Origin of the sequence: Calothrix anomala FACHB-343 (genome assembly GCF_014696435.1) — a bacterium.
GTDB classification, from domain to species: Bacteria; Cyanobacteriota; Cyanobacteriia; order Cyanobacteriales; family Nostocaceae; genus Aulosira; species Aulosira anomala_A.
The window spans coordinates 99,768-125,249 of record NZ_JACJQG010000008.1 but is presented as its reverse complement, the minus strand read 5'-3'; the positions used below and the strand labels follow the sequence as shown (position 1 = coordinate 125,249).

The window sequence follows — 25,482 nt, the reverse complement described above, 5'->3', positions numbered from 1 at the left end:
CCCCTAACTGTTCAGCTAGTTGCTTGTACGGGTTTTTGTTGAGAAACATTACCTGGAATTGGTTCAGTTTTTGTTCCTGGCTCGACAGCAGTTAGTTCAATATGATTTAACAATGTAGTTACAAATGCAAATAACAAGAAAGGCAGAGATAACAGAACGACAAGACCGACAGTAGCTAAAGCATACACCGGTCTTCTCGCACCCATCAGTGCCAATGCCGATGCCAAACTTATAGTAATTGTAATTAACCAAACAATTATTTGACCGTATATATCACCAAAGGTTAAAGTACAGACAAATCGATAGTTTTGAATATTATTCATGTTCATCACATTCGCCTCAAGTCTATCTTATAGGTTCTACCTTAGAACCAGGTTTGACGATGCGTCAATTTCTCAATATTTTTCCAAGGTTTTTAATATTACTTTATAAATTACTGACTCTGTGAATATAAAAAATAGTCAAAAGTTCTATACTCTAGACTCTTGACTATTTAATTTAACTGTGTAAAGCCGGAAATTAAGGGAGCATCCCAATTTTGACGCAATACCCTAGAAGAGTATTGCTATACCAACAAAGCCTGCCTTCGCAGGCTATCAAACTTTTAGCCTGCGAAGGCAGGCTTCGTATTTCTAGCCCCACCCTTATAGGGTGAGGGCGTTTTTGCACATTTGGGATGCTCCCGAAATTAAGCGCTAGCTTGTTGAGAAGCAGTTTTTCTTCTCTTAATTAGCAAACCAAGACCACCAGCTACTAATGTACCGCCTATAGTTAGAGGTTCGGGGACAGAATAAGCCGCAGTTTTGAAGTTTGGGCCAAAGTATCCTTGCGCTACACTAGGCCCATAAAGTGGAAAAACTAAAGTTGGGCTATTTACAAACAAATCACCGATAAAGTTGATGGCTGGGTCTACTGTAAAACCAACTGGATTCCAAGTGTAATTCTCTGAGCCAGTAGCAGCTGCAATAATAAAAGTTTTACCCGCATCTAAGATTGTTTTAGCTACTGATGTATAGCGGAACCATCCGTCTAAGGTATCGCCAGGTTTGACAGTTCCCGACACTAGAAGCTGTCCAGCATCATTAAAGATACCAACATCATGTGTTTGCGTTAAATCATTTTTCTGGTCATCATAAAACCCAAGTTGATTGATGGCGATTTGTTTATTAGTGGAGAATTTAAAACCCAGGCTCCACTCGCCATTACTGGCGTCTATTGTAGGTGAATCAAAGTTAATTGCAGCCGCATGAGCTGTTCCGCCCATCCCCATACCAATCAACACTGCTCCAGCAGTAGCTATTGATAACTTCTTGAAAAAAGTTACACAAGTCATGAAATTTATTCCTCAAAAGCTTCAAGGTTGGAGAAAATCTGGGTATACAAAGTTGCGGATAATGGCGCGCAGTATACCCAAAAAAAATTAATTACAGCAGCAGAATATTGAGCGATAGATGCTACAACTATTACCAACGCTTTCTCTCTATTGGTAAAGCATCTTGTACTAAAAGTCTTACTAAAAGATAACTTTAACTTTTAGGTATGCTTTTGTGTACGCAAATAATTTTGTATAAATTATTTGATTACTGATAACACACTTAATCTACAAAAATTTCCTTTAAAAAACAAGTTTATACAGTGTCTTTACGTAAAAAATATATTAAATTAGCTACTTAATTTTGGCAATAAATATCCCAAAATATGTATAATTACGTCATAGTATGCAACTATGCCACTCAGCAAGTTTATGAATTTTTCATAAAGAAAGTGACTATTTATACGGCAACACGCTTCTGTTAAGGATAATTGTAGGTAAAAAATGCGACAAATGGGTAGATTGAGCTTACCTTGTGGAAACCCAACATAAACAAGGTTTTGATGTGTTGGGTGACTCACCTTCAGCTGCGTTGCCAAATTTTAATTGTTTTATCCAAACTTCCACTAACTAACATCTCGCCGGAAGCTGTAAAAGTGACTGCTGTGACAGTATCCGTATGTCCGATAAAAGTAGCGAGTAGTTCTCCAGTTGCTAAATGCCACAATTTGATAGTTTTATCAGCGCTACCACTAGCGATAATTTGCTCATCGGGACTGAGGCTAATTGTACAGACTTCATCTTGATGTCCTTTAAGGGTACGAATTAATTCCCCAGTTGCTAAATGCCAAATTTTGATTGTTTGATCGCGACTGCCACTAACTAAGAGTTTACCATCCCCAGAAATCGCTAAAGAGCGAACAATATGAGAATGTCCCATGAGGGTGTAAAGGGGTTGCACATCTTGAAAATCTTTGACACCTTCGAGGTGAGAAGTACACCAGACTTTAATTTTGCGATAACTACCGGTAACGATAGTTTGACCATCTTGACTTAATGCGAGAGAATGGGCTGCGGTATCATCAAGAGAAAGTGCGATCGCCACTTGACGCTGCATCAAATCCCAAAATAAGATTTTGCGATCGTCTCCACCAGTAGCTAACATTCTGCCATCAGGGGTAAAAGCTACGCATCTCACTACCCCGTTATGTTTGTGCAAGATATCAATTAAATCTAATGCACCGACATGCCAAATTTTAATCGTGGAATCTGCGCCGACGCTGGCTAAAGTTTGTCCATCAGCACTAAAAGCCAGGGAATTAACTTCATCAACTAATCCAGAGACAACCCAAGGTGACTCTGATAATGTTTCGATTAATTCTCCTCTAGATAAATCCCATAACTTAGTTTCGCCTCGACTCCCGCTAGCTAATATCGGCGGTGTTTTACTGAGACTACATACCGAAACATTCTGTTGTGGGATTCTCGCAGAATAGGCTAGACAATTAATTCCTCTAGTATGTCCTTTTAAAGTCTGCCAATATTCCCAGTCACCAATGATTTTTTTCAGGGGATGTTCTGCGGCGACAGTCTCAACTTTTTCGGCTATTCTTACCTCATTCACTATTATAGCTAGATCTTGCTTCTTCACTAGTGATTCTAAATACCAATTCAATCCTCCTGCATACAATAAATTACTGGGATTGATGGTAATTTTTTGTTCAGTAAATTCTAATTGGGCAGTAGGTAAAAAGCCAGCAATTATAACTTTTTTTTCGTAGCCAATTTTACTAGAATTTGGATAAAATAAAGCCAAAAAAATTAAGACTTGGTGCTTTTTTAAATCCTCTTGGGTAACTGTCCAATTAATTTTATTCTTTTTCAGACTATTAAAACTTTCGCCATCAGCAGCGTAAACTTGAATACTCAGTTTTTTGTTAGCTGAGAGTACATAAGCAAATTTACTATCACCGCGTAAATTGCCCTCATCATCTAAAACCATGTTGTTGATGGTATCATGAGACACCTTTTTCACTATCTTACCCAAACGTTCGGCGATCGCGCGATCGACAATTTGTTCGCGCAAAAGATAATCTTGAGCTTGCTGTTGAAAGTATTGGGGAAAAGGAATCGTCCAATCAGGAGGTTCGGGATATTCTGGTGGTGTTGGTGGTGGATTTTTGGCGAAAATTTCCGCTTGTTGGCGCGATAATTCGATTAATTGAGCCAATGGCTCACCCCAAAAAGTCATAATTTCACTATGACAACCTTTCATTTGACTTTTGAGTACAGACAAGTCATAAGTTTTAAGTTTTTTGACTCGTTGGAGAAAGTCAGCTTGTTGAGCTTTGAGTAAGCTAATCCAATCCATCTGCATTAGAGCCGCACACTATTGCATACTTAAGGTAATCTATACGAATACAATTACTCAAGTTAATCATCTTTGTGGATGAAAATTCCGTAATTCTAACAGTCTCAGAGAACACAAGCAAAAGCAGATGTTCGCGGTAAAGATACACCTAGATAGCCCTCAAACACACAATAACTGATATGGCTGAGGTATAGAGAGTTAATTGATGTCAAATCATTCTAACTAATATAGAGAATAATATATTGTTTCGATGGAAACAGTTCTGACAGCAATGAATAGTTTGATTAAAGGCTGACAGTAATGGCAGCAGAAATGCTAAACTATAGATAGCTATATCAAAATCATCTGATTATGCTAACTCTCAAGCTTCAGTAATCAGATCAACATCAACGATAAATAGCAGTTGATTTTAATTTTGACGTTCTGGTAGTGAATCTGGATGGCGATCGCTCGCTGCTAATTGTTGAATTTTCATGTGCAAATCCAAATCATTACTGCTAACAATTGTTTCTAAATTTGCAATTCTAGTTTCTAAAAGTTGTATCTGCTGTTGCGCCAAATAATTAGGTTGAGATTTTTTGTCATCACCACGCCATACAGCGACTGTACCAACTGCGGCACCACCGAGAGCCGCTAAAGGTAAAATTGCTCCGCTTCTTGTAACGGCTGACAGAGGAATGCATAATGCAAAGATTCCTACCGTAGTTCCCCAGATTTTAGCGGTAGCTGCAACTCGGAAATTGTGCGCTGGCTCTAGGTTGTTTTGTGATTGAGAAGCCATAACTTGATCCTAGATGAGGTAGTTCTAGGTTCGCACAATTACCCGTAAAAATACTTCCTACGTTTGGGTTAAGTATATTTACTTGATTTACCCTGGAAATGCGATCGCATCCTGATGGATTTATTCTTAAATGTAAATATTTTAAGTAATTTAGAAAACATTTAAAATTCAAATTACTCAAAGCAGTATAAAAGCTAATACGGTTCAGTTAAGGAGCAATGTAGGTTGGGTTGAACGAAGTGAAACCCAACAAATCGCCGAAAATGTTGGGTTACCCTACGGGAAGCCGCTCCGCGTCTACGTTCCTCAACCCAACCTACGCGGTTTAAGGTTTTTGATGCTAACTGAAAGGTATTGGCATAAAAGCCGGAAATATCAATTTTTGAATTCTGAGTCATATATCAACAATCCAGTGCTGCTGTTGTTTAATTACACAACGATACTCATTGGGAAACTTTAATCAGTGGATTTGAAATTAATAAATTATTTTTATAGGATAGTTAGACTTCTGCATTAACTATTTCTAGCTTGTATTACTGACAAAATTACACCAAAAGTGTGTTTCTTAAGACATCTTTTTAAAGTTTTATGATATTTGCCAGAGTTACCTGGGAATAATAACTAACAAGCAAGTATATAAAACTTAAATCCAATGTCCGCACTGATCAATACATTAAATCTTATTACTGGTTATCGTCTAACAGAGAAAATTTACTCAGGTACTAAAACCCTAGTTTATCGGGGTATCCGAGAACAAGAGCAACAATCTGTCATCATTAAACTGATGCGGAATGAATACCCGACATTTAGCGAAATTGCTCAATTCCGCAATCAATATAACATTATCAAAAACCTGGATATTAAAGGCATAGTCCAGCCTTTAAGCTTAGAAAATTGCCGCAATGGCTACGCCTTAATCATGGAAGATTTTGGTGGACTCTCTCTCAAGGAATGGCAATTATCTCATCAGAAATTAGAAGCTAATTGTATTTACCTTGATGAGTTTTTTCCTATCGCCATCGAAATTACATCTATATTAGAAGAATTGCATCGCGATCGCATTATTCATAAGGATATTAAACCAGCTAACATTTTAATTCACCCTACTTCAGGTGAAGTTAAAATTATTGATTTTAGTCTTGCAACTCTCCTACCTAGAGAAATTCAATTCCTGACTAATCCCAACGTTTTAGAAGGAACATTAGCTTATATTTCTCCCGAACAAACGGGAAGAATGAACAGAGGTATTGATTACCGTACCGATTTTTATTCTTTAGGTGTTACTCTTTTTGAACTCCTCACCGGACAGTTACCTTTCACTACAACCGATCCGATGGAGTTAGTTTATTGCCACATCGCCAAAGAAGCACCAAAAGCCAGCCAAATTAATCCTAGTATACCACAGATATTATCTGATATTATCGATAAGTTGATGGCGAAAAATGCCGAAGACCGCTATCAAAGCAGCCAAGGCCTGAAGCATGACTTAGAAAAATGTCGCCAACTGTGGCAAGATACAGGCGATATTCCCACATTTGAGTTAGGATTGCGTGATTTTTGCGATCGCTTCCTCATCCCAGAAAAACTCTATGGTCGTCAACAAGAAGTAGAAACTCTACTTGCTGCTTTTGAAAGAGTCGCCAGTGGTAAAACCGAAATGGTTTTAGTTACAGGTTCATCGGGAATTGGTAAAACTGCTGTAGTTAATGAAGTCCATAAACCAATTGTCCGCCAACGGAGTTACTTCATTAAAGGTAAATTCGATCAATTCCAGCGTGACATACCCTTATCTGGATTAGTACAAGCATTTCGCGATTTAATTGGGCAATTATTAAGCGAAACAGACGCCCAAATTCAACAATGGAAAACAAAGATTTTGTCAGCTTTAGGCGAACAAAGTCAGGTAATTATTGATGTGATTCCCGAACTAGAATTAATTCTAGGTAAGCAGCCTGAAGTTACAGAACTTTCTGGTAGCGCCTCACAAAATCGCTTCAATTTATTATTTCAAAGATTCCTCCAAGTATTTAGCACAAAAGAGCATCCTCTAGTAATTTTTTTAGATGACTTGCAATGGGCAGATGTCACTTCTTTAAAATTCATTCAATTATTAATGAGTGAAAATACATCTTCTCAGATTATTGGTGAAATTGAAAATCAAGCAGAAATAGCTAGAGGGTTACTACTGATTGGTGCTTATAGAGATAATGAAGTTTCACAGGCTCACCCCCTTTATTTGAAACTCCAAGAGATTGAGAAGATAGGAGCAACAATTAATCATATAAATTTAGCACCTTTAACTCAAAGCGATTTAAACCACTTAATTGTAGATACTCTCTATTGTCAAGAGATAACTGCCGCACCATTAACACAAATGGTATTTGCAAAAACTAAAGGTAATCCATTTTTTGCTAATCAATTTATCCAGAGCTTGCATGATGATAATTTAATTAAATTTAACTTTGATACTGGCTTTTGGGAATATGATATTAGAGAAATAGAAGCATTATCTTTGACGGATGATGTTGTTAAATTCATGGCGATGCAAATAGAAAAGCTGCCATTACCTACTCAAAATGTATTGATGCTAGCATCATGTATTGGTAATGAATTTGACTTAAAGACTTTAGCGATCGTCCATGAAAAATCTGCTCAAGATACAGCATTAGATTTATTACCAGCATTACGTGATGGCTTAGTTTTACCTCAGAATGAAGCTTACAAATTATTTCAGAATGAAAAAGCTCTAGAAATTAGTATTGAACGTCAAGAAAAGCAGCCATTCCAAACATCTAACTTTCAATTTCCCAAATATAAATTTGTTCATGACAGAATCCAGCAAGCCGCCTATTCTTTAATTCCAGTTGAAGATAAAAAGCCAATTCATTTAAAAATTGGCATTTTGTTATTAAGTAATATTCCTCTATCTGAACGAGAAGAAAAGATTTTTGAGCTTGTTAACCAATTCAATATTGCTTTAGAGTTTATTACTCACCAATCTAAACGTAATAATTTGGCTGAGATGAATTTAATGGCTGGACGTAAAGCCTTAGCTTCAACAGCTTATTCATCTGCACTTAAGTATTTAAAGATTGGTATTGAATTACTAGCTGACGATAGCTGGGATAGCAAATATGAACTGACTTTAGCTTTATATGGAACAGCAGCAGAAGCAGCATATTTAGCTGGCGAATTTGCGGAGATGGAAAAATTAGTAGAAGTAGTCTTGATAAACGCTAAAGTACTGCTAGACAAAGTTAAAGTTTATGAAGTCAAAATTCAAGCTTATGGAGCACAAGGTAAAGTACTAGAAGCCGTAAATATTGCATTAGGCTTACTGAAATTATTAGCAGTGGAATTCCCTGAACAACCTAGTCAGTATGATATTCAGAAAGCAATTGCAGAAACAGCATCAAATCTAGCAGGAAGGAATATTGAAGACTTAATCAATTTACCGCAAATGACAGATACTCAAGCATTAGTAGTTATGCGTATTTTATCGAATACAACTGTTTTTGCTTATACTGCCATTCCTGCACTATTTCCCTTAATTGTACTCAAACAGATCAATTTATCGATCAACTATGGTAATGGCCCTTTGTCTGCTTTCTCTTATGTTGCATATGGGGTAATGCTGTGTGGGGTAATTGGAGACATCGAGTCTGGGTATCAATTCGGTAAATTAGCTGTGACTATGCTAAATAAATTTCCAAACAAAGCAGTTAACTTAAAAGTTCTAGAAACATTTAATCAACTCATTAGACCTTGGAAAGAACATATTAAAGATACTTTACAGCCTTTAATGGAAGCATATTCTACCAATCTCGAAACAGGAGATTTAGAATTTGCTTCTTATGCTATTTATGCTTACTCTTATAGTGCATATTTTATTGGACAAGAGTTATTAATACTTGAAAAAGATGTAACAAATAACGGCAAAATTATTCATCAGATTAAACAATATAGAGCTTTTTACTGGAATGAAATATATCGACAAACGATTTTAAATCTATTAGGAAAAGTAGAGAATCCTTATTATTTAGTTGGTGAAGCATATGATGAAGTAAAGATGTTACCTATTCATATTAAATCTAATGATGGTATTGCTCTTTCTTTATTATTTACAGCTAAACTTCAACTGTGTTATTTGCTAGCAGATTACCCAAAAGCAATAGAAAATGCCAAGCAAGCACAACAATATTTGTATGCTGGCATAGGAACGCTAATAATTGTTCAATTTCATTTTTACGACTCATTAGCTCATCTGTCTATCTATTCAGATGTTGATGCATCTCAGCAACAAGAAATCATGGAAAGATTAATAGCAAATAATTCAAAATTAGAAAATTGGGCACATTATGCACCCATGAACTATTTGCATAAATTTTATTTAGTTGAAGCTGAAATATATCGAGTTACTGGTAAATATATAGAGGCAATGGATAAATATGAAAATGCTATATCTATAGCCCATGAAAATGGATATCTTCATGAAGAAGCAATCGCTAACGAACTTGCTGCTAAATTATATTTAGGCTGGGGCAAGCACAAAATTGCTAAAATTCACTTAATTGATGCATATTATGGCTATATATACTGGGGAGCTAAAGCCAAAGTTAGCGAATTGGAAAAACGTTACTCTCAATTCCTTAATCCAATTCTTCAAGAAGAAAGAAATAGCCTAAATTTTGTTAGAAGAAAACCATTAATCAATGAAATAAATTTATCAACTCATAGTAGCCACCAAACTATGATTGGTGGTAAAACCAGTATTTCAGATTCTCTAGATTTGTTAGCTGTAATTAAAGCCTCGCAAGCTTTATCTGGAGAGATGGAGATGGAGCGCTTGATTGCTGTATTAATGGAAGTTTTAATGGAAAATGCCGGAGCATCGAAATCAGCTTTTATCTTAAATCAAGGTGATGATTTCAGTTTAATAATTAATGCGGCTAATAGTAATTCTAGTGAAATCTATACTTCTACAAGTATTATATCAACTCATATAGAATCAAGTGATGATGTACCTATAAATATCATTAACTATGTCAAACGAACAAGAGAAATATTAGTAATTGATGATGCTAAAATTGATAAATTTTTAGTAGATGAAAGATATTTGTTGTGTCAAAAGCCTAAAAGCATTTTATGTATACCTGTTGTGAATCAAGGTAAATTACTAGGTATTCTTTATCTAGAGAATAATATGGCAACAGGAGCATTTACGCAAGATCGGATAGAAACTATTAAACTCTTAACTACTCAAGCAGCTATTTCTCTGGAAAATTCTATTCTCTACAATAATTTGAACCAAGCCAACAAACATTTAGAAGAATATAACCATTCTTTAGAAGACAAAGTAGAGGCAAGGACACAAGAACTTAACGAAAAAAATCAAAGTTTGCAGCAAGCAATACAGGAACTACGCCGCACTCAAACTCAATTAATTCAAACAGAAAAAATGTCTAGTTTGGGGCAAATGGTAGCGGGAGTAGCTCATGAAATTAATAATCCTATTAATTTTATTCATGGTAATATCAATCACATTGGTGAATATATAAAAGAATTATTAGAATTCATTAATATATGCCAAGAAGAATATGCATCTGCTGATTTTTTTAATGAAAAAGCGGCGGAAATTGATTTAGATTTTATTGCGTCAGATTTGCTGAAAATACTAGATTCAATGAAAACAGGCAGTACAAGAATCCGGAATATTGTTTTGGGTTTACGTAACTTCTCCAGATTAGATGAATCTGACATGAAGCGGGCTAATATTCATGATGGACTGGAAAACACTTTGATGATTTTACAACACCGACTTCAGAAAAAAAGCGATCGCCCTGAGATTCAGGTTATCAAAGAGTATCAGCAATTGCCAGAAGTCAATTGTTATGCCAGTCAACTCAATCAGGTATTTATGAATATTTTAAGTAATGCAATTGATGCCTTAGAGGAGTCAGAAAATAGAAAAAATAAAAATTCCCAACCAACAATTCGTATTTGCACAGAATTAGGCGAATCAAATACCGTTAAGATTAGAATTATTGATAATGGTTGTGGTATACCAGAGCTAATTATACAGAAAATTTTCGACCCATTTTTTACTACTAAACCTGTAGGTAGTGGTACAGGTTTGGGCTTATCAATTAGCTATCAGGTAGTCGTCGATAAACATAAAGGTCAATTGCTCTGTAGTTCTACTCCAGGTGAAGGTACAGAATTTATCATTGAAATTCCGATGTAAGTGAACAAAACGCACTGTAGTGTCCCTCAGGCTAGATATGAATCAGATTTCTTCCTGCTTAGACAATTTCATTACACATAAAATAGTTACATCTCTGATTGCAGAATAGTTTAAAAAGGTTTAAATTTTACTCCACAAGAGCTAGACTTAACATCTCAGAAGTTAAATATCCTTTATCTTCATTTACTAGAGAAGATTCTAAATTTTCTGATAGTTGAACTTTGAAGAATTCTAACAATGGTATTATATGCACATCTTCTAACCATTCTGCCGCCAAATCCTCAATAACATGATGTTCTTGAATTAATCTACTACCACAAAAACGTCTAATAATAGGATGGATGAAAGCGCTTTGTGCAGCATTGCTAGCATTATTTTTATGAACCCGATCAAGTGCGAAAGGATCTGAAATTTCACCTACTTCCAAACCAAATTCTAAGGAAATAGTATAGTAATGATTACATTTACCAAGTTTACTTTCATGGATATAGTCTTTAGGTAGTTCCTGATAATACTTAGCTGATTTACCTAGCTCTGAAATAACTATTAAGTCGCAGAGAAAGCCTGTTTGCTGCCATAATCCAGAACTTGTATTAACTCGCTTTAAAATTTCCTCTGTCAAAGCTTCAGGTGTAGCAGTGAGTAATTGATAGGGCAATTCTTGGTTATGATACTTATAATCTAAAATTTTTTGAATTGCACGAATATTATAACGAAATCCATGAATAAAGCCGGATTGCTTTTTCTTGAAATCTCGCATATGACTCAGTACTCCGATAAAGTACAAATCTTTAATATTGACTGATTCCCATTCACTAGTTTGAGCCGGAAAACGGTTGTTAATAACTAACTCAGGTTTACAGGATTTATCAAAAATTGAATCATCAAAGCGAAAGCCAGTGCAGACAATAACGCGATCGTAAACTAGATCTTCTTCTTCTCCATTAGCGTGTGTATAGGCAAAAGATACAATGAATTTACCTTCATGACGCTCTATCTTAGTAATACTTGCATCTAAAACAGCATTCTGAGATTTTAGCTGGTATGTATCGAGAAAATTATTATTGACTGCTCGTAGATGTCCTACATATTTAGTCTTCCAGGCCATAGATATAGGATTTTGACTAGCTATATGAATTATTGCGGCTGTATCGATGAGATTATCAGCTGTTTCAAAGCCAGAATTTCCTTTACCAATTATTAAGACTTTTTGATTCACAAAATCTTCTGGATCTGTGCTGACATCAACGTAGTTTTCTGCTAGTTCAATTCCAGGTATTTGTGGAATGTAGGGTTTTGCAAACCCTGTAGCAATGATGAGACGGGATGCAGAATATATGTTACTGTCTTTGTCAGTGACAACAAATTTACTATCTTTATTGATATTGACAACTTGGCAGCCGTATTTAACGTTGAGATGAAAGTGGTTAGCAAAATCGTGAAGATATCTGACGAGATCGCTTGCATTGGGAAAATATTTCCTGCTGTAATTCTTGAACAGCATGATATCGCTATCATTCAATAGAGAATTCCAATCCCACCTCAGATTAATTTCTTTATCATCATAGCCAGTATGAATTTTATTAATCGAAATTAACTTACCGTGTCGGGGAAACTTTTCAAAAGAAGTCCCTGGAGAGTCTCCTGATTCTAGTATCAAATATTTTCTTTGGCATTTTTCTAAGAAATAACCTAGTTGTAATCCAGCAGGGCCAGCACCAATTATCAAATATTCAAACTCTGTTATTACGTTCATGGTCTTACCTGTTTATATCTGTGACTAATTTGGATGAAACTAATGGTTGTCTATCTGTATAAGAAAACAGACTCATTAGGAGTATATGAATTGCAAGTATGTGCAGTTTGTAAAAATCAGGAAAGCAATTTTTGATTTATGCAGCATTAGACAGTTGTTGTATTTTGTGTTTTTCGGCATATATGAGAAGAGAATGTGTAAATTCAGTGAAAACCGCAAATAGTTTCTCGACTAATTCAAAAGCATCTTTGCGAGTTTCTTCTGTAAGTTGAATTTTTTTGATAAATTCTTCTGTACCAGGAAAACCTGTTGTGTGCCCAGTTTCTACAGCTAAATGAAAATCTGCAAAATATAAGCATTCTTTTTGAGTAATTGATTTAAGTTCTTTACCAATATTGGCTGCTGTTGAAAACATCACATTACCCGTAGTTTCAACAACTTCAATTACTATCAATTTCTGGATAGGAGTAGCTTGTAAAATATATCGATAAAGTTGATATGTTAACCAACGTGACGTTTCGGTTTCTTCACTCCAAAGAAATCTCAAAGCTTCACTAAATTTTAGTGATTTGTCAAGTTCTAAATGCTTGAGATCTTCCAAAAACCATAGCCAATGATGGTCGTCTTCATAAGTATGTTTATTAATTAGTATTTGTAGAGGATCGCTAGTTGGTTCTACTCGTAAAAAATATTTATTCAGTTCTCCAAAATTCATGACAAAATGAGCCGCGCATGGTGCCCAAGCCAGCCTTTGTTTGGGATCTATACTTTGATCTCTCATAAAATTAAATAATGGCAACTGAGCAAATTCTTCTTTTCTAAGTTGAATCAATTCTAGAACTTCTTTCATGTTCAAGCCTCTCAAAAGTTGGATGAAAGTAGACTCTGATACTTTATAGTAAGTTTCTTGGTAATATCGTCTTCATAACCAACTATTACGACCGTTAATAAAATAGCGATCGCTTGTGTACAAAAGTTGGTATGACCACAAAAAATAACTAGCCGAAAAAAGTAATGTTGATTTTTGTTCTAGAAACTGAAGTGAAGCACCCAAAAACAAGCATATCTTGCTAGAACATCAACATTTATGTTCTCAAAAATTTAACTACCCGATTTATTCGTTAATGAGAATCTATCTCTCCTGACCTTAATTACATTAGGTATTCAAATGCACCTTGATTACCATAATCATTCCGCAACACAGAACAAATGAATGACTAACAAGTCATCAAAGAATTCTTATCTGGTAAGATTTCTGGAAACATCAATCAATTTAATACTACTTCTACACAACTTCATAAATATTATGTATGCTGCTATAAGCAGTATGTATTATTGATAATTTAGATGTCCAAGAATTAATCTATTTAATTATTTTTTAATTTTTAAGCTACAAAAGTATCCGTAAATATCGGTAACTATTTAGTTTTTTTTTACATTGAACTACAAAGTAACAAAAAATACATTTTGATAGAAAAGTTAGCTTTGCATGACTATCTAGGTTGTAAAGCTAGGCATAGCTTGCTTTCTATCTAAGAATATATAGTAAATTGTGATTACATATACGTATTTTTCTGTCCATTTACGAATAAGCATAAATTTAAATTATGTAAAAGCATTTGTAATATAGTTTAAACAAAAGATAAGTTGTAACAAAATATACATTTTACTTACCTTGATAATACATAAATGTCATCGTTGCTTGACAAGCCTTACATTAAATGTGTTTTTTGACCATAATTTACGTACTTAGGTAAGTCTTGACTTAGCTTTCCTAGATGGCTGTAGTCAGCATACAGGATTGTGGATATAGCTGCAAATTCGCACTTAACAGCCAAAATTCAATACTTCGGCAAGCGAGTACATCTATGAAAAACTTAAAGCAGAATCATTTATTTGTGGAATTTACCTAAGTAGTAAATTGAACTAGTAGGTAAATCATTAGTACAAAGCTCACAATGCAGATATTTTTTTAGCTATGCTGGTAATGTTTGCAAAATAACGCCCATCCTTTGATAGCATCTGGGAAATGTCAACATTTGTGTCTCAAGAGATAAGTAACAGCAGCTATGACAAAGGCATCTTACATTTTTCTGGCTGGAGCCAGTCGTGGTGTGGGGCGAGAAATTGCCAACTACCTCACAAATCAGTTGTTTGCACAAGCGGATTTTGCGGAATTTAATTTAGATTAATGTTGACGGTTGACTGTTGACGGTTGACGGTTGACTGTTGACGGTTGACGGTTGACAACTGTACGGGCGGGTTCACAAATATGCGCACTGATCAACGATTACTCTCAATAAACCCGCCCCTACTGACTGTTGACTGAGGGGAGAGATTTTCTGGAATTAATCTGGACTACTCCCCAGAGATTTGTACAAATACTGTACGCTGACGGGGGCCGTCTAATTCAAAAAATAATATTGATTGCCAAGTTCCTAAAGCTAATTTGCCATCGACAATAGGAATAACTTCGCTAGTACTGAGCATCATTGCCATTAAATGAGAATGTGCATTCATCGGTTCGTCTTCGGGAACAATCCTTAAATGCAAGTCATTATGTAAATATTTATCTGACTCTGGCGCTAATTTCCGCAAGAAGACTTTGATATCTTCTAATAAACGTTCTTCATTTTCATTGATAGCTAAAGCAGTTGTGGTATGTCTTGAAAAGACTAACACTTGTCCATTTTGAATTGATGTGGAGTTAATTACATCCTGAATTTGGGGCGTGATGTTATGGATATTAATTCCTTGTTCGGTTTTAATTTCTAAGATTTGATTAATAATTGTCATATCTTCAATTACTAAGCTAATACAAGTACGCGCTTCGGGGCATGGCAGTGCCAGTGCCCCTACAATCAACGATATAATCTGTACTTCACCAACTGGCAATCTGCTGTAAAAGCAGAATAGCTTACTTCAATATTGTTTGTAAGCCTTGTACTAATCTTTCCATACCTGTTTTGACTGTTTCTTGTTGCAACGCACCGTAAGCAACGCGCAGATAACAGCCATCTTCCATCCCAAATGTTGTACCGGGAATTACGGCGATTTGATGTTCTTGAATGAGTCGTTTTACTAATTCAAAAGCATCAATTTGGGTATGCACTTTGAGGAAAAAATAAAAAGCGCCATCAGCAGGAGTAATAGTACATAAGCCTTGTAAACGATTGAGATATTTAATTACTAATTCTCGCACTTGGGCGATTGCTCCAATATGTTCTGTAAAATATTCCTCTGTGGCTTGTAATGCCCCTAATGCGGCATACTGAGAAATTACAGGCGGACAAATCAAAATTGTATCTTGGACTTTTTTAATCGGATCGAGCAGGTGTTGAGGAATTACCATATAACCGATACGCCAGCTAGCAAAACCGTAGGCTTTAGACAGGCTGTAAAGAGAAATGGTGTAGTCGCTACTACCAGCAAAAGCTCCTGGTGATAGGTGTTTTACGCCGTTATAGGTAAAGTATTCATAGGCTTCATCGCTAATATGATAAATATTGCGATCGCAACATAGTTGATTAACTGCCCGTAATGTTGCTTCTGGATACACCACTCCTGTAGGGTTATTCGGTGAAATTGTCACCACTGCTTTGGTTTTAGGTGTAATTGCTTGCGCGATCGCATCCGGACGCAGTTGATAGTTTTCATCTGTATCTACTAATACCGCCCGACAACCCGCCATTGCGATCGCCATTTCATGATTGAAATAGTACGGCTTATTCAAAATAATCTCATCGCCTGGGCTAGTAATTGCCAAAATAGCGTTTACATAAGCCATATTGCTTCCTGCAGTCACAACTATGCAATTTTCGGCGTTAATTTCAATCTGATTAAAAGCTTGTAACTTGGCAGTTAATGCCGCTATTAATTGAGGAATTCCCTCAACAGCTTTGTATAAATTATTGGTTGGCTCTGATAAAAATTTGGCTAAAAAGTCTACAGATGATTGCGGTGGGCTGTATGAAACAACACCTTGTCCTAAAGAAATTGTTCCGGGAGAGTTTTTAATTAATTCCCCAACTACCGGAATAATCGGCGATTGTACCGCCTGCATACGAGATATTAGGGATTTCATATAGTAATCCTATTTGATATGCAAACAAAAGGGACAAGGGGGACAAGGGGGACAAGGAAGACAAGGGGGACAAGGAAGATAAGTATTTATCATTGATTTAGGATTGCTATATTCAGTTTTTACGCTGATAGGGCAGGAGGAAAGCGGATATCGGCACTAAATTGCTCAACATTGGCACTGCGATGAATCGGTAACACATATTCTAAATTTTCATGGGGACGGGGAATAATATGATGAGAAAGAATTTCACCCCCATTAACTCGCCCTACTGCTGCTAACCCAGAGACTACAGCCACATTTACCTCACCCACTTCCCCCCGAATCAGCACGGTAATTCTTCCCAAATCAGTATTTTCATACCCTACCAGAGTGATGCGAGCAGCTTTACACATAGCATCCCCTGCTTCCACTGCTGCGGGGATACCATAAACCTCAATCATTCCCAGTGCCAGTGTCACGTCGCCTCGCTCCGAATTTTAAAATTAAGTAGGTTGGTGTAATTAAATATAACTGGCAAGGGCTGTCATTTGTCATTTGTCATTTGTCATTTGTCATTTGTCATTGGTAATACCAATTCTTGATGAAGATACATATAGCAATCTTATCTGAGTTGTGAAAATATTTTTTTAATGAACCGCCAAGTACGCCAAGTACGCCAAGGGTAAGAGAAAAAACTGAGAGTTCTTAAATTTTACCAATGATTTAAGATTGCTATATAATTAGCCTGCGTAGGCAGGCTTTGTTGGTTTAGCCCCACCCTTGGAGGGTGAGGGCGTTAATATGTAGGCTGACATAAAATTGGTATGAGAACAGTCAAAAAACTGATTTGGCGTAGGTTGGGTTGAGGGACGAAACCCAACATTTTCGGCGCTTTGTTGGGTTTCACTTCGTTCAACCCAACCTACATTTATCTTTAACTGAACCGTATTGTATTAGAACAGTTTTTTATGTTCTATTCAAGGGGATTATTTATTAATTTTGTTAAGTTGCATATATCTATAAATAGCTGCAATATTGCGAGCATCATCAATACCGCGATGGTGTGTACCTTGCAATTCTAATCCTAGATGTTCTAGTGCCTGTGCCATGCCAAATCTTTTAGATACACCCAGATATTCGGAAAATTTCTCTTTAATATTTATATGCTCTGAACTAAAGGGATAGGGGATTTTATGATATTTACAATCTTGCAAGAATTGATTTTTATCATAGTTGCCCCAAGAGCAGAAAATATAATTAGGAAATAATTTCAGCCAAGCTTGTAATTTCTCAATTGCTTCAGTAAATTTGGGTGCTTGGGCAATATCTTGCTGTTGAATGCTAGTTAATGTTGTACAAAAATTTGTTAATTGCGGATGTCTTACAGGCTGGATAAATTGTTGAAATTCGGAATCAATTTCCCATGTGGTGCGATTGAGGATAACTGCACCAATTTCGATGATTTCCATTTCATGTCTGGGAACTGAGCCACCATCACAACATGTGGCTTCTAAATCTATGATGAGATAGTAATGGGAATTTTTAGCTGTCATATTCATAAGTAAATATGAGTAAGTTAGTTAACTGCGTTATAACTAGAATTCTATGTGAGGCTGCCCATTAACGCCCTCAGGCTCCAAGCCTGGGGCTATAATTACAAAGCCTGCCTACGCAGGCTAGATGATATGCGTCTTCATATTGAATTGGTATGAGATAAATCATACTTCTTTTGTAATACATATATTACATAGAAGATTTTTGAAGTCAATAGTCTGTGGGGATTGAGGGGAAAGGTTTGAGCCAACCAATTTGCATTGCGGTATCTATGACTCTAGCCGCGATCGCAAACCACAATACACTTTCACCAGCTAAAATCACAGAAGGTAATACTGTAGCCAGAGAATTCCAGCTAGCTTCTATTTGCGCTAACCCCCGCACCAAGCCAAAAGCCAACACACCACCAGATTTAAGATGAGGATTGCTGTCCTTGCGGATAATATAGCGATAGGTAGCGCCAAATAAAAAACCAGAGAAAGAAGCGATCGCGCCACTCAGGGCAAAATCCAAATCCAACGGCTCAATTGCTAAACTTGCAAGCACCGGGAAATTCTTCGATAGAACCAGGGTATTGACAAGACTAGCGATAATAAACGCGATAAACAGGGAAAAAGCACCAATAATTCCCACTTTTAGCGATTCTATCCGTTCTAACATTAACTGAGGCTCAAAAATTCTCTTCACAATATTGCAACGCCAAAGAGGGAAATAAGGACAAGGGAAGGAGGCAGGGAGCAGGGAGCAGGGAGCAGGGGAGAGATAAATAACTTTTGCCCAATGCCCAATGCCCAATGCCCAATGCCCAATGCCCAATGCCCCCTTTCCCAGTATGATAAATATTAGAAACGTTTTGTAATTATTTTAAAAGTGGGATTATGGCAATTTTGACACTGGGTTGGGTATCACTCTTAGTCGTGTTTACTTGGTCTATTGCAATGGTAGTTTGGGGACGTAACGGATTATAGAGGTAACGTGGAAAATCCAGTCCTAAATATTTTGGCATTGTTGGGCATACTGCTGCTAGTCTTAGTGACTGGGGGTGTTGGTTATTTAACCTTGGCAGATTGGCGCGATCGCCGTCGTCAAGAAAATGAAAAACGCGATACCAAACCCATCACTCCTAAGCGACGGTGATTTCCCGCTTTTCTTTCACCAATAATTCTTCTTTAGGGACACGAGCGATCGTTGTCCCTATATTGTTTTATATATTACCAAGTAAAAATTATTAAATTTTTTTGTGATATTTATTACTTCTATTGTAAAAAATTCTGGATTTATGTAAATATCTGTTACTTCAGAGAGATATATTTACATATTTGTTACCTTGGTAGTGATTCAGGGAATTCTGAAATAGAAGACTTTCATTATTTAAAGTTCTATTCGGCATGGAAAACTCCTTTACCCTGACATCAACACAACCGAATTCAGAGCTAAAAGAATATCAACCCGATCATTCTTTTCATCAAGGTGATAAGTATAAAGCCTTATCTAAAGTGATCGCCCGAATTCGCGAGTCATTAGATATAGATACTATATTCAAGACTACAGTTACGGAAGTACGCCAACTTTTAAATAATGACAGAGTAGGGGTGTTTCGTTTTTACCCTGAGTTGGGGTGGGAAGGAGAATTTATTTATGAAGATGTGGGAAATGAATGGAATTCTGTACTAACAGCTAAACTTTACGACCATTGCTTTGCAGAGGAATTTGTAGAACTTTATGAGCAAGGTAGTATTAATGTTATAGCTGATATTCATCAAGCTAGTATTAGTGATTGCCATATCAAAATTCTCGAAAGATTTCAAGTCAGAGCTAATATTGCTGCTCCCTTGATGAAAGGTAAACATTTATGGGGATTGCTTTGTATTCATCATTGTAGCGAAGCTAGACAATGGCAAGCCTCAGAAGTTGAATTTGTGCAACTGATTGCTGAACATTTAAGTGTGGCGTTACAACAAGCAGATTATCTCGAACAAGCAAAAATACAATCTGCACAACTAGCCAAAGCAAAAGCTAGAGCCAAAGTAGCCGAATGGCAAAAAACCATAGCTATAACTGTAGAAAAAATTCGTCAGTTTCTTGATTTAGAAAGCATTTTTCGCGCTAGTACTGAAGAACTAAGAAAACTTTTAAATACAGATCGCGTTGCTATCTACCGATTTTATCCAGATTGGAGCGGTGAATTTGTTTTTGAATCGGTAGCAGCAGGTTGGACTTCCTTAATAGATGAACAACTTCAACGCCCAGAATTAGGTGAAAATGTCAGCGAATGTAGTGTTAAAGATTTAGCGGAAACGCCAGTAGTAGATACTTATCTACAAGACACAGAAGGCGGTCGTTTTGCTAGGGGTGAAGTCTACCGCGTCTGTAATGATATATACAATGCTGGCTTTAGTGAATGCTACCTCAAAGTTCTAGAAAGCTATCAAGCAAAAGCTTATGTCATCATTGCTATTTACCACGGACAAAGGCTTTGGGGTTTGCTAGCTGTTTACCAAAACGACAGTCGGCGTGATTGGCAAGAAGATGAGGTATATTTGCTCACTCAAGTTAGTACTCAACTAGGTGTAGCATTACAGCAAGCAGAATTTTTACAACAATTGCAAACTCAAGCAGCAGCACTCACCAAAGCGGCGGAAAGACAAAGAGCTTTAGCGAATACCGTCGAGAAAATTCGCCAATCTTTAGATATAGATACAATTTTTCAGGCGACGACTCAAGAAGTGCGCGGACTATTAGAAGTAGAGAGAGTATCAATTTATCGCTTCTACCCTGATTGGAGTGGTGATTTTGTTGCTGATTCCATTGCTGATAATGCCATAGCCGACATGAGACCGCAATTAGCGATCGCACATAATCTCTTACCCAAAACACCAGCAAACAAACATCCCCGTCATGAAGTTTTTGTCCCCATATCTCAAGGCGAAAAACTCTGGGGATTGTTAGTAGCTTATCAAAACTCCCACGCACGTTATTGGCAAGATGAAGAAATCAACTTACTGGCGCAAGTCGGCGTGCAATTAGGCGTAGCAATACAACAAGCAGAAACCTTGAAGCAAGTACAATTACAAGCACAGCAACTTGCACAAGCCGCAGAACGCGAACGGGAAGCCGCAGAACGCGAACGCAAAGCTACCGAAAGGGAAAAAACATTAGCTGCAACGGTAGAAAAAATTCGCCAATCCCTTGATTTAAAGAATATTTTTGCTATCAGTACAAAAGAAGTTAGACAACTTTTAGAAGTGGATCGGGCAACAATTTACCGTTTACTTCCTAACAAAACTGTGGAATTTGTAGCTGAATCGTTAGCTCATAATAGTACATCAAATCAAGAAGTTGTACCTTTTATTATTCAGGATTACTTACAACAAACTCAAGGAGAAAATTATGATATTGGTCAGATTGTCATAATTAAGGATATTTACAATACTGTAGATTATCCTAGTCAAATTAATTTGCTCAAACCCATTGTGGCTAGAGCATATATGATTGTACCAATTTTTCAAGGAGATAAAATCTGGGGATTATTAGCAGCTTATCAAAATACTAAGCCCCGGAATTGGCAACAAGAAGAAATCGATTTATTGGTACATATTGGCAATCAATTAGGTGTGGGAATTCAGCAAGCAGAGTTACTAGAAAAGACTCAGATTCAAAAAGAAGAACTAAAGCAGACGCTACAAGAATTACAACAAACTCAAAGCCAGTTGATTCAAAGTGAAAAAATGGCAGGTTTAGGACAGTTAGTGGCTGGTGTAGCTCATGAAATCAATAACCCCATAAATTTTATCTATGGGAATATTACCTATGTATCTGAGTACGCAGAAGATTTACTAAAACTGCTACATATTTATCAAAAAAACTATCCTAATCCGAAAGCAGAAGTTCAAAAGCATATAGAAAATCTAGATTTAGATTTTCTGGCGAAAGATTTGCCCAAAATTATCAATTCCATGACTGTTGGAGCAGAACGAATCAGCGAATTAGTACTTTCATTACGTACTTTTTCTCGCTTAGATGAAGCCGACATGAAACCAGTCAATATTCATGAGGGTATTGATAGTACATTATTAATTCTCGAACATCGTTTAAAGCCCCAGGATAATTTTACAGCAATTGAGGTATTTAAAGAATATGGCAACTTACCCTTAGTAGAATGCTATGCGGCTCAGTTAAATCAAGTTTTTATGAATGTGATTAGTAACGCCATTGATGCGCTAGAACATTCAATCAGCAAAGACAAAAAATTGCATAAGCCACAAATTCATATTCAAACAGAAGTAATAGATGAAAACTCTATTGCGATTCGGATTGTTGACAATGGTTGTGGTATTCCTGATGATGTGCGATCGCGGATTTTTGATCCCTTCTTTACCACAAAAGAACCTGGTAAAGGTACTGGTTTAGGATTGTATATTAGTTATCAAATTGTTGTTGATAAACATGGTGGTCAAATTCAATGTATATCTGAACCTGGTAAGGGTGCTGAATTTCGGGTAGAAATACCGATAAAACGGGAGGTAAGTTAAGCAATTTTAGCTGTGCGATCGCTTTTTTTGGCTCACGCAGAGGCGCAGAGGCGCGGAGGAAGAGGAGGAGGGGCTATAGCTGGGCGAATACTATTAACTTTATAATTTCATTACTATGAGTAATATAGGTGGCTCTAGTAATTAACATGGAAACTCAGCAAATTCTCCAAGCACTTGCAAATCTAAATGTAAGCGATCGCCTAAAAATAGCTGAAGCAGCTTTGAAATTGGTGCTTCAAGAGCAAAATTCACTTACTAAAGATGAGCAAAAACGTCAATTAAAACTAGCCGCAATGACAGCTATTGAAGATTATGCACCTGATGGTGAATTAAATATCTTTTCTGATTTGGATGGAGAAGATTTTTATGAATATCCAGATGAAGACTTAAAGTAACTCAGAGTCTTATGTATAGAGGTGAAGTCTGGTTAGTTAATTTAGATCCAACCGTAGGGACAGAAATTAGCGATGCCTGCGGCGGGCTTTGTCTATGCATTTTGGCGCGTGAGATGCGATCGCTTTTTCTAAAAAACCGCAGAGGCGCAGAAGAGAACACAGAGGAAGAAGAGAGTGATAACTGCACTAAGCTATACTGCCACAGCTATAATTTTATTAATACCAGAAATAAACTTATGAGCAATAATCAACCTATCTCAGAATCTTCAAGCAACCCTCGCAATGATTTGTTATTAGAAATTGAACAAACCCCAGAAGAATATCTGCCAGAACTACTAAAAATTATCCGTTTGTTTCCTCAAAGTATAATGATGAAACAGGCTGCGTTAAATGATTGGGAAAAAGCTCTGAATGAAATTAATCAGAGCGATGATAATCAAAAGCAAAACCGGAGAGCCAATATTCAAAATTTATTCACTTCATGGAGAAATATAGATGAACAAAAAGAACAACAAGAAACATTAGAAATTATTGATTCTATGAAAGGTATCTCTATTTAATTTGGCAATTAAAAACTAATTTTCTACAAAATAATTTCAAATTAAAAGGTAAAAATCATCAGGATTTATACCAAGATTTAGTTTTAAGCTTCTCAATATTTTTCCAAACTAAAAAACTTGCTTCAGAAGCATCACACCCCTAAAGCAAGCCACTCTCAAATTCTTTCTTTACTTCGCGCTCTTCGCGTCTTCGCGGTTCGTTAAAGCTGCTTCACTTCCGAAACCAACTTCGACACCATATCCTTCGCGCTACCAAAAAGCATCGTAGTTTTATCCTTGTAGAACAATTCATTATCTACACCGGCAAAACCTGTACTCATCCCGCGCTTAATCACAATTGTCTGCTTCGCCCGATCTACTTCCAAAATTGGCATTCCAAAAATTGGGCTATTCACATCAGTACGCGCTGCTGGATTAACTACATCATTAGCCCCAATTACTAAAGCCACATCCGCTTGTTCAAATTGAGGATTAATATCATCCATGTCATACAACTGGGTGTAAGCCACATTCGCCTCAGCTAGCAACACGTTCATGTGTCCTGGCATTCTTCCCGCTACAGGGTGAATGGCATACTTAACATCAACACCCATCCGTTCTAGGTGATCTGCCAACTCTCGCACGCTATGTTGTGCTTGCGCTACCGCCATACCATAACCAGGTACAATTACCACAGAACGGGCATAACCCAACATCATCGCCCCTTCTTCGGGATCGATGCTGCGCACGGTTTGATCGATGACATCACCACCAGCAGCACCACCAGCCGCACCGCCTGTACCAAAAGCGCTGAACAGCACGCTGAAGAGAGAGCGGTTCATGGCTTTACACATAATTTCGGTGAGGATGATCCCAGAGGCTCCCACCAATGCACCAGCGATGATTAACATATTGTTCATCACCACGAACCCGGCGGCTGCTGCTGCTATCCCTGATAAAGAGTTCAACAGCGAAATTACTACCGGCATGTCGCCGCCACCAATGGGGATGACGAACATGACACCTAGTACTAGAGAAACAGCTACTACCGCTAAGAATATCGGTAAGCTATCTGGTGTAACGATTAAGTAGGCGCTACCTGCGATATAAAGCCCCAGCAATAAAAGGTTAAATGGTTGCTGGAAAGGAAATGTAATCGGGGAACCGCTTATTAAACCTTGCAATTTAGCAAAGGCGAGAAAACTACCTGTGAAGGTAACACCACCGATTAACACATCCAACAGCATGGAAATGTTGACATCTAAAGGTATGGGTGAGCCTGAATCCAATAATCGCCAAAATTCAGCCACAGCGACTAATGCAGAAGCTGCACCACCCAAACCATTGAGTAAACCCACCATTTGGGGCATTTCTGTCATTTGGACTTTGTAAGCTGCGATCGCACCAATACCCGATCCAATCGCTAAACCTAACAAAATCATCTCGTAGTTCAACACATGCTGATCTAACATTGTGGCGACAATCGCCAACAACATCCCCACAGCCGCGACAACATTACCGTTTCTAGCTGTTGCAGGTGAACCTAGCTTTTTCAATCCGAGAATAAATAAGGATGCAGCGACTAAGTACGTTAACTGAATCCCAGTTGGTATAAAATCGCTCACGCCTTAATCTCCTTTTTCTTAAACATTTGCAACATTCTGTCTGTTACGAGAAAGCCGCCCACAACGTTAACCGTCGCTAGTACTACGGCAATTAAACCGAGAATCACTGATACGCTGGTTTCTCTAGCACCAGAAGCCACGATCGCGCCTAATACAGCAATCCCTGAAATCGCGTTCGATCCCGACATTAGGGGAGTGTGTAAAGTTGGTGGCACTTTATTGATGACTTCAAACCCAATAAACGATGCCAGCACAAACACAAACAAAGCAGCAAGTAATGCCTCTGTCATGAAATAAAAACTCCTTGTTT

General features: G+C 37.1%; 20 protein-coding genes and 1 pseudogene. 7 read left to right on the top strand and 14 right to left on the bottom strand.

From position 1 onward, the window contains the following. Window positions 1–11 precede the first annotated feature (11 nt). From H6G08_RS06330 to H6G08_RS06310, 5 genes are all read right to left on the bottom strand, one after another. On the bottom strand, window positions 12–329 hold the full coding sequence (locus H6G08_RS06330) for a hypothetical protein (RefSeq protein ID WP_086691328.1): 318 nt from the start codon (window positions 327–329) through the stop codon (window positions 12–14). A 359-nt stretch (window positions 330–688) separates the two neighbouring features. After that, window positions 689–1,333, bottom strand: coding sequence for a PEP-CTERM sorting domain-containing protein (locus H6G08_RS37380; RefSeq protein WP_199341180.1), 645 nt, complete (start codon window positions 1,331–1,333; stop codon window positions 689–691). Between the two features lie 562 nt (window positions 1,334–1,895). Then, entirely contained in the window at window positions 1,896–3,689 is a 1,794-nt protein-coding gene (locus H6G08_RS06320; protein WP_190539721.1) for a WD40 repeat domain-containing protein, read from the bottom strand. Window positions 3,690–4,092: 403 nt separating this feature from the next. After that, window positions 4,093–4,464, bottom strand: a complete 372-nt coding sequence (locus H6G08_RS06315) for a hypothetical protein (RefSeq protein WP_190539720.1) — start codon at window positions 4,462–4,464, stop codon at window positions 4,093–4,095. A gap of 194 nt (window positions 4,465–4,658) precedes the next feature. After that, entirely contained in the window at window positions 4,659–4,862 is a 204-nt protein-coding gene (locus H6G08_RS06310; protein ID WP_190539718.1) for a hypothetical protein, read from the bottom strand. A 254-nt stretch (window positions 4,863–5,116) separates the two neighbouring features. On the opposite strand from H6G08_RS06310, the gene H6G08_RS06305 reads away from it, so the two are divergent. Beyond that, window positions 5,117–10,708, top strand: a complete 5,592-nt coding sequence (locus tag H6G08_RS06305) for an ATP-binding sensor histidine kinase (RefSeq protein WP_190539716.1) — start codon at window positions 5,117–5,119, stop codon at window positions 10,706–10,708. A 127-nt stretch (window positions 10,709–10,835) separates the two neighbouring features. On the opposite strand, the gene H6G08_RS06300 is transcribed toward H6G08_RS06305, so the two are convergent. Both H6G08_RS06300 and H6G08_RS06295 read right to left on the bottom strand, forming a co-directional pair. Next, window positions 10,836–12,464 carry an NAD(P)-binding domain-containing protein gene (locus tag H6G08_RS06300; RefSeq protein WP_190539714.1) on the bottom strand — a complete coding sequence of 543 codons (1,629 nt, stop codon included), beginning with the start codon at window positions 12,462–12,464 and terminating at the stop codon, window positions 10,836–10,838. Window positions 12,465–12,600: 136 nt separating this feature from the next. Next, on the bottom strand, window positions 12,601–13,314 hold the full coding sequence (locus H6G08_RS06295) for a hypothetical protein (RefSeq protein ID WP_190539713.1): 714 nt from the start codon (window positions 13,312–13,314) through the stop codon (window positions 12,601–12,603). Between the two features lie 1,219 nt (window positions 13,315–14,533). Here H6G08_RS06295 and H6G08_RS06290 point away from each other — a divergent pair. After that, window positions 14,534–14,614 (top strand): annotated as a pseudogene (locus H6G08_RS06290) (SDR family oxidoreductase); the annotation flags it as partial. 208 nt (window positions 14,615–14,822) lie between these two features. Here H6G08_RS06290 and H6G08_RS06285 read toward each other — a convergent pair. From H6G08_RS06285 to H6G08_RS06265, 5 genes are all read right to left on the bottom strand, one after another. Next, complete coding sequence (locus H6G08_RS06285) at window positions 14,823–15,260, bottom strand: secondary thiamine-phosphate synthase enzyme YjbQ (RefSeq protein WP_190539798.1); 438 nt, start codon at window positions 15,258–15,260, stop codon at window positions 14,823–14,825. Between the two features lie 121 nt (window positions 15,261–15,381). After that, the gene (locus tag H6G08_RS06280; RefSeq protein ID WP_190539711.1) at window positions 15,382–16,548 is read right to left on the bottom strand and encodes a pyridoxal phosphate-dependent aminotransferase; all 1,167 of its coding nucleotides are present in this window, start codon (window positions 16,546–16,548) and stop codon (window positions 15,382–15,384) included. Window positions 16,549–16,667: 119 nt separating this feature from the next. After that, entirely contained in the window at window positions 16,668–17,006 is a 339-nt protein-coding gene (locus H6G08_RS06275) for a carbon dioxide-concentrating mechanism protein CcmK (protein WP_190539709.1), read from the bottom strand. Between the two features lie 507 nt (window positions 17,007–17,513). Next, entirely contained in the window at window positions 17,514–18,080 is a 567-nt protein-coding gene (locus tag H6G08_RS06270; RefSeq protein ID WP_190539797.1) for a 3'-5' exonuclease, read from the bottom strand. A gap of 211 nt (window positions 18,081–18,291) precedes the next feature. Then, window positions 18,292–18,741: a hypothetical protein gene (locus H6G08_RS06265; protein ID WP_190539796.1), complete on the bottom strand. Its 450-nt coding sequence runs from the start codon at window positions 18,739–18,741 to the stop codon at window positions 18,292–18,294. 218 nt (window positions 18,742–18,959) lie between these two features. On the opposite strand from H6G08_RS06265, the gene petN reads away from it, so the two are divergent. The 5 genes from petN to H6G08_RS37375 all read left to right on the top strand — a co-directional run bounded on the left by petN (window position 18,960) and on the right by H6G08_RS37375 (window position 23,568). Next, the gene (petN, locus tag H6G08_RS06260) at window positions 18,960–19,049 is read left to right on the top strand and encodes a cytochrome b6-f complex subunit PetN (protein ID WP_010998401.1); all 90 of its coding nucleotides are present in this window, start codon (window positions 18,960–18,962) and stop codon (window positions 19,047–19,049) included. A gap of 7 nt (window positions 19,050–19,056) precedes the next feature. Beyond that, window positions 19,057–19,218, top strand: a complete 162-nt coding sequence (locus H6G08_RS06255; protein WP_190539707.1) for a hypothetical protein — start codon at window positions 19,057–19,059, stop codon at window positions 19,216–19,218. A gap of 251 nt (window positions 19,219–19,469) precedes the next feature. Then, window positions 19,470–22,613, top strand: coding sequence for a GAF domain-containing sensor histidine kinase (locus H6G08_RS06250; protein WP_190539705.1), 3,144 nt, complete (start codon window positions 19,470–19,472; stop codon window positions 22,611–22,613). A 128-nt stretch (window positions 22,614–22,741) separates the two neighbouring features. Beyond that, on the top strand, window positions 22,742–23,008 hold the full coding sequence (locus H6G08_RS06245; protein WP_313941375.1) for a hypothetical protein: 267 nt from the start codon (window positions 22,742–22,744) through the stop codon (window positions 23,006–23,008). A gap of 11 nt (window positions 23,009–23,019) precedes the next feature. Then, window positions 23,020–23,568, top strand: coding sequence for a type II toxin-antitoxin system PemK/MazF family toxin (locus H6G08_RS37375; RefSeq protein WP_242046083.1), 549 nt, complete (start codon window positions 23,020–23,022; stop codon window positions 23,566–23,568). A 200-nt stretch (window positions 23,569–23,768) separates the two neighbouring features. Here H6G08_RS37375 and H6G08_RS06235 read toward each other — a convergent pair whose 3' ends face one another. Further along, window positions 23,769–25,172, bottom strand: a complete 1,404-nt coding sequence (locus H6G08_RS06235) for an NAD(P)(+) transhydrogenase (Re/Si-specific) subunit beta (protein WP_190539702.1) — start codon at window positions 25,170–25,172, stop codon at window positions 23,769–23,771. After that, window positions 25,169–25,426: an NAD(P) transhydrogenase subunit alpha part 2 gene (locus H6G08_RS06230; protein WP_313941411.1), complete on the bottom strand. Its 258-nt coding sequence runs from the start codon at window positions 25,424–25,426 to the stop codon at window positions 25,169–25,171. The genes H6G08_RS06235 and H6G08_RS06230 overlap by 4 nt, the downstream gene beginning before the upstream one ends. Window positions 25,427–25,482 lie beyond the last annotated feature (56 nt).

Bases quoted from the DNA above. Each gene is read 5' to 3' on its own strand.
- H6G08_RS06330 (WP_086691328.1), bottom strand. From the start codon at position 329: ATGAACATGAATAATATTCAAAACTATCGATTTGTCTGTACTTTAACC.
- H6G08_RS37380 (WP_199341180.1), bottom strand. From the start codon at position 1,333: ATGACTTGTGTAACTTTTTTCAAGAAGTTATCAATAGCTACTGCTGGA.
- H6G08_RS06320 (WP_190539721.1), bottom strand. From the start codon at position 3,689: ATGCAGATGGATTGGATTAGCTTACTCAAAGCTCAACAAGCTGACTTT.
- H6G08_RS06315 (WP_190539720.1), bottom strand. From the start codon at position 4,464: ATGGCTTCTCAATCACAAAACAACCTAGAGCCAGCGCACAATTTCCGA.
- H6G08_RS06310 (WP_190539718.1), bottom strand. From the start codon at position 4,862: ATGACTCAGAATTCAAAAATTGATATTTCCGGCTTTTATGCCAATACC.
- H6G08_RS06305 (WP_190539716.1), top strand. From the start codon at position 5,117: ATGTCCGCACTGATCAATACATTAAATCTTATTACTGGTTATCGTCTA.
- H6G08_RS06300 (WP_190539714.1), bottom strand. From the start codon at position 12,464: ATGAACGTAATAACAGAGTTTGAATATTTGATAATTGGTGCTGGCCCT.
- H6G08_RS06295 (WP_190539713.1), bottom strand. From the start codon at position 13,314: ATGAAAGAAGTTCTAGAATTGATTCAACTTAGAAAAGAAGAATTTGCT.
- H6G08_RS06285 (WP_190539798.1), bottom strand. From the start codon at position 15,260: ATGACAATTATTAATCAAATCTTAGAAATTAAAACCGAACAAGGAATT.
- H6G08_RS06280 (WP_190539711.1), bottom strand. From the start codon at position 16,548: ATGAAATCCCTAATATCTCGTATGCAGGCGGTACAATCGCCGATTATT.
- H6G08_RS06270 (WP_190539797.1), bottom strand. From the start codon at position 18,080: ATGACAGCTAAAAATTCCCATTACTATCTCATCATAGATTTAGAAGCC.
- H6G08_RS06265 (WP_190539796.1), bottom strand. From the start codon at position 18,741: ATGTTAGAACGGATAGAATCGCTAAAAGTGGGAATTATTGGTGCTTTT.
- petN (WP_010998401.1), top strand. From the start codon at position 18,960: ATGGCAATTTTGACACTGGGTTGGGTATCACTCTTAGTCGTGTTTACT.
- H6G08_RS06250 (WP_190539705.1), top strand. From the start codon at position 19,470: ATGGAAAACTCCTTTACCCTGACATCAACACAACCGAATTCAGAGCTA.
- H6G08_RS37375 (WP_242046083.1), top strand. From the start codon at position 23,020: ATGTATAGAGGTGAAGTCTGGTTAGTTAATTTAGATCCAACCGTAGGG.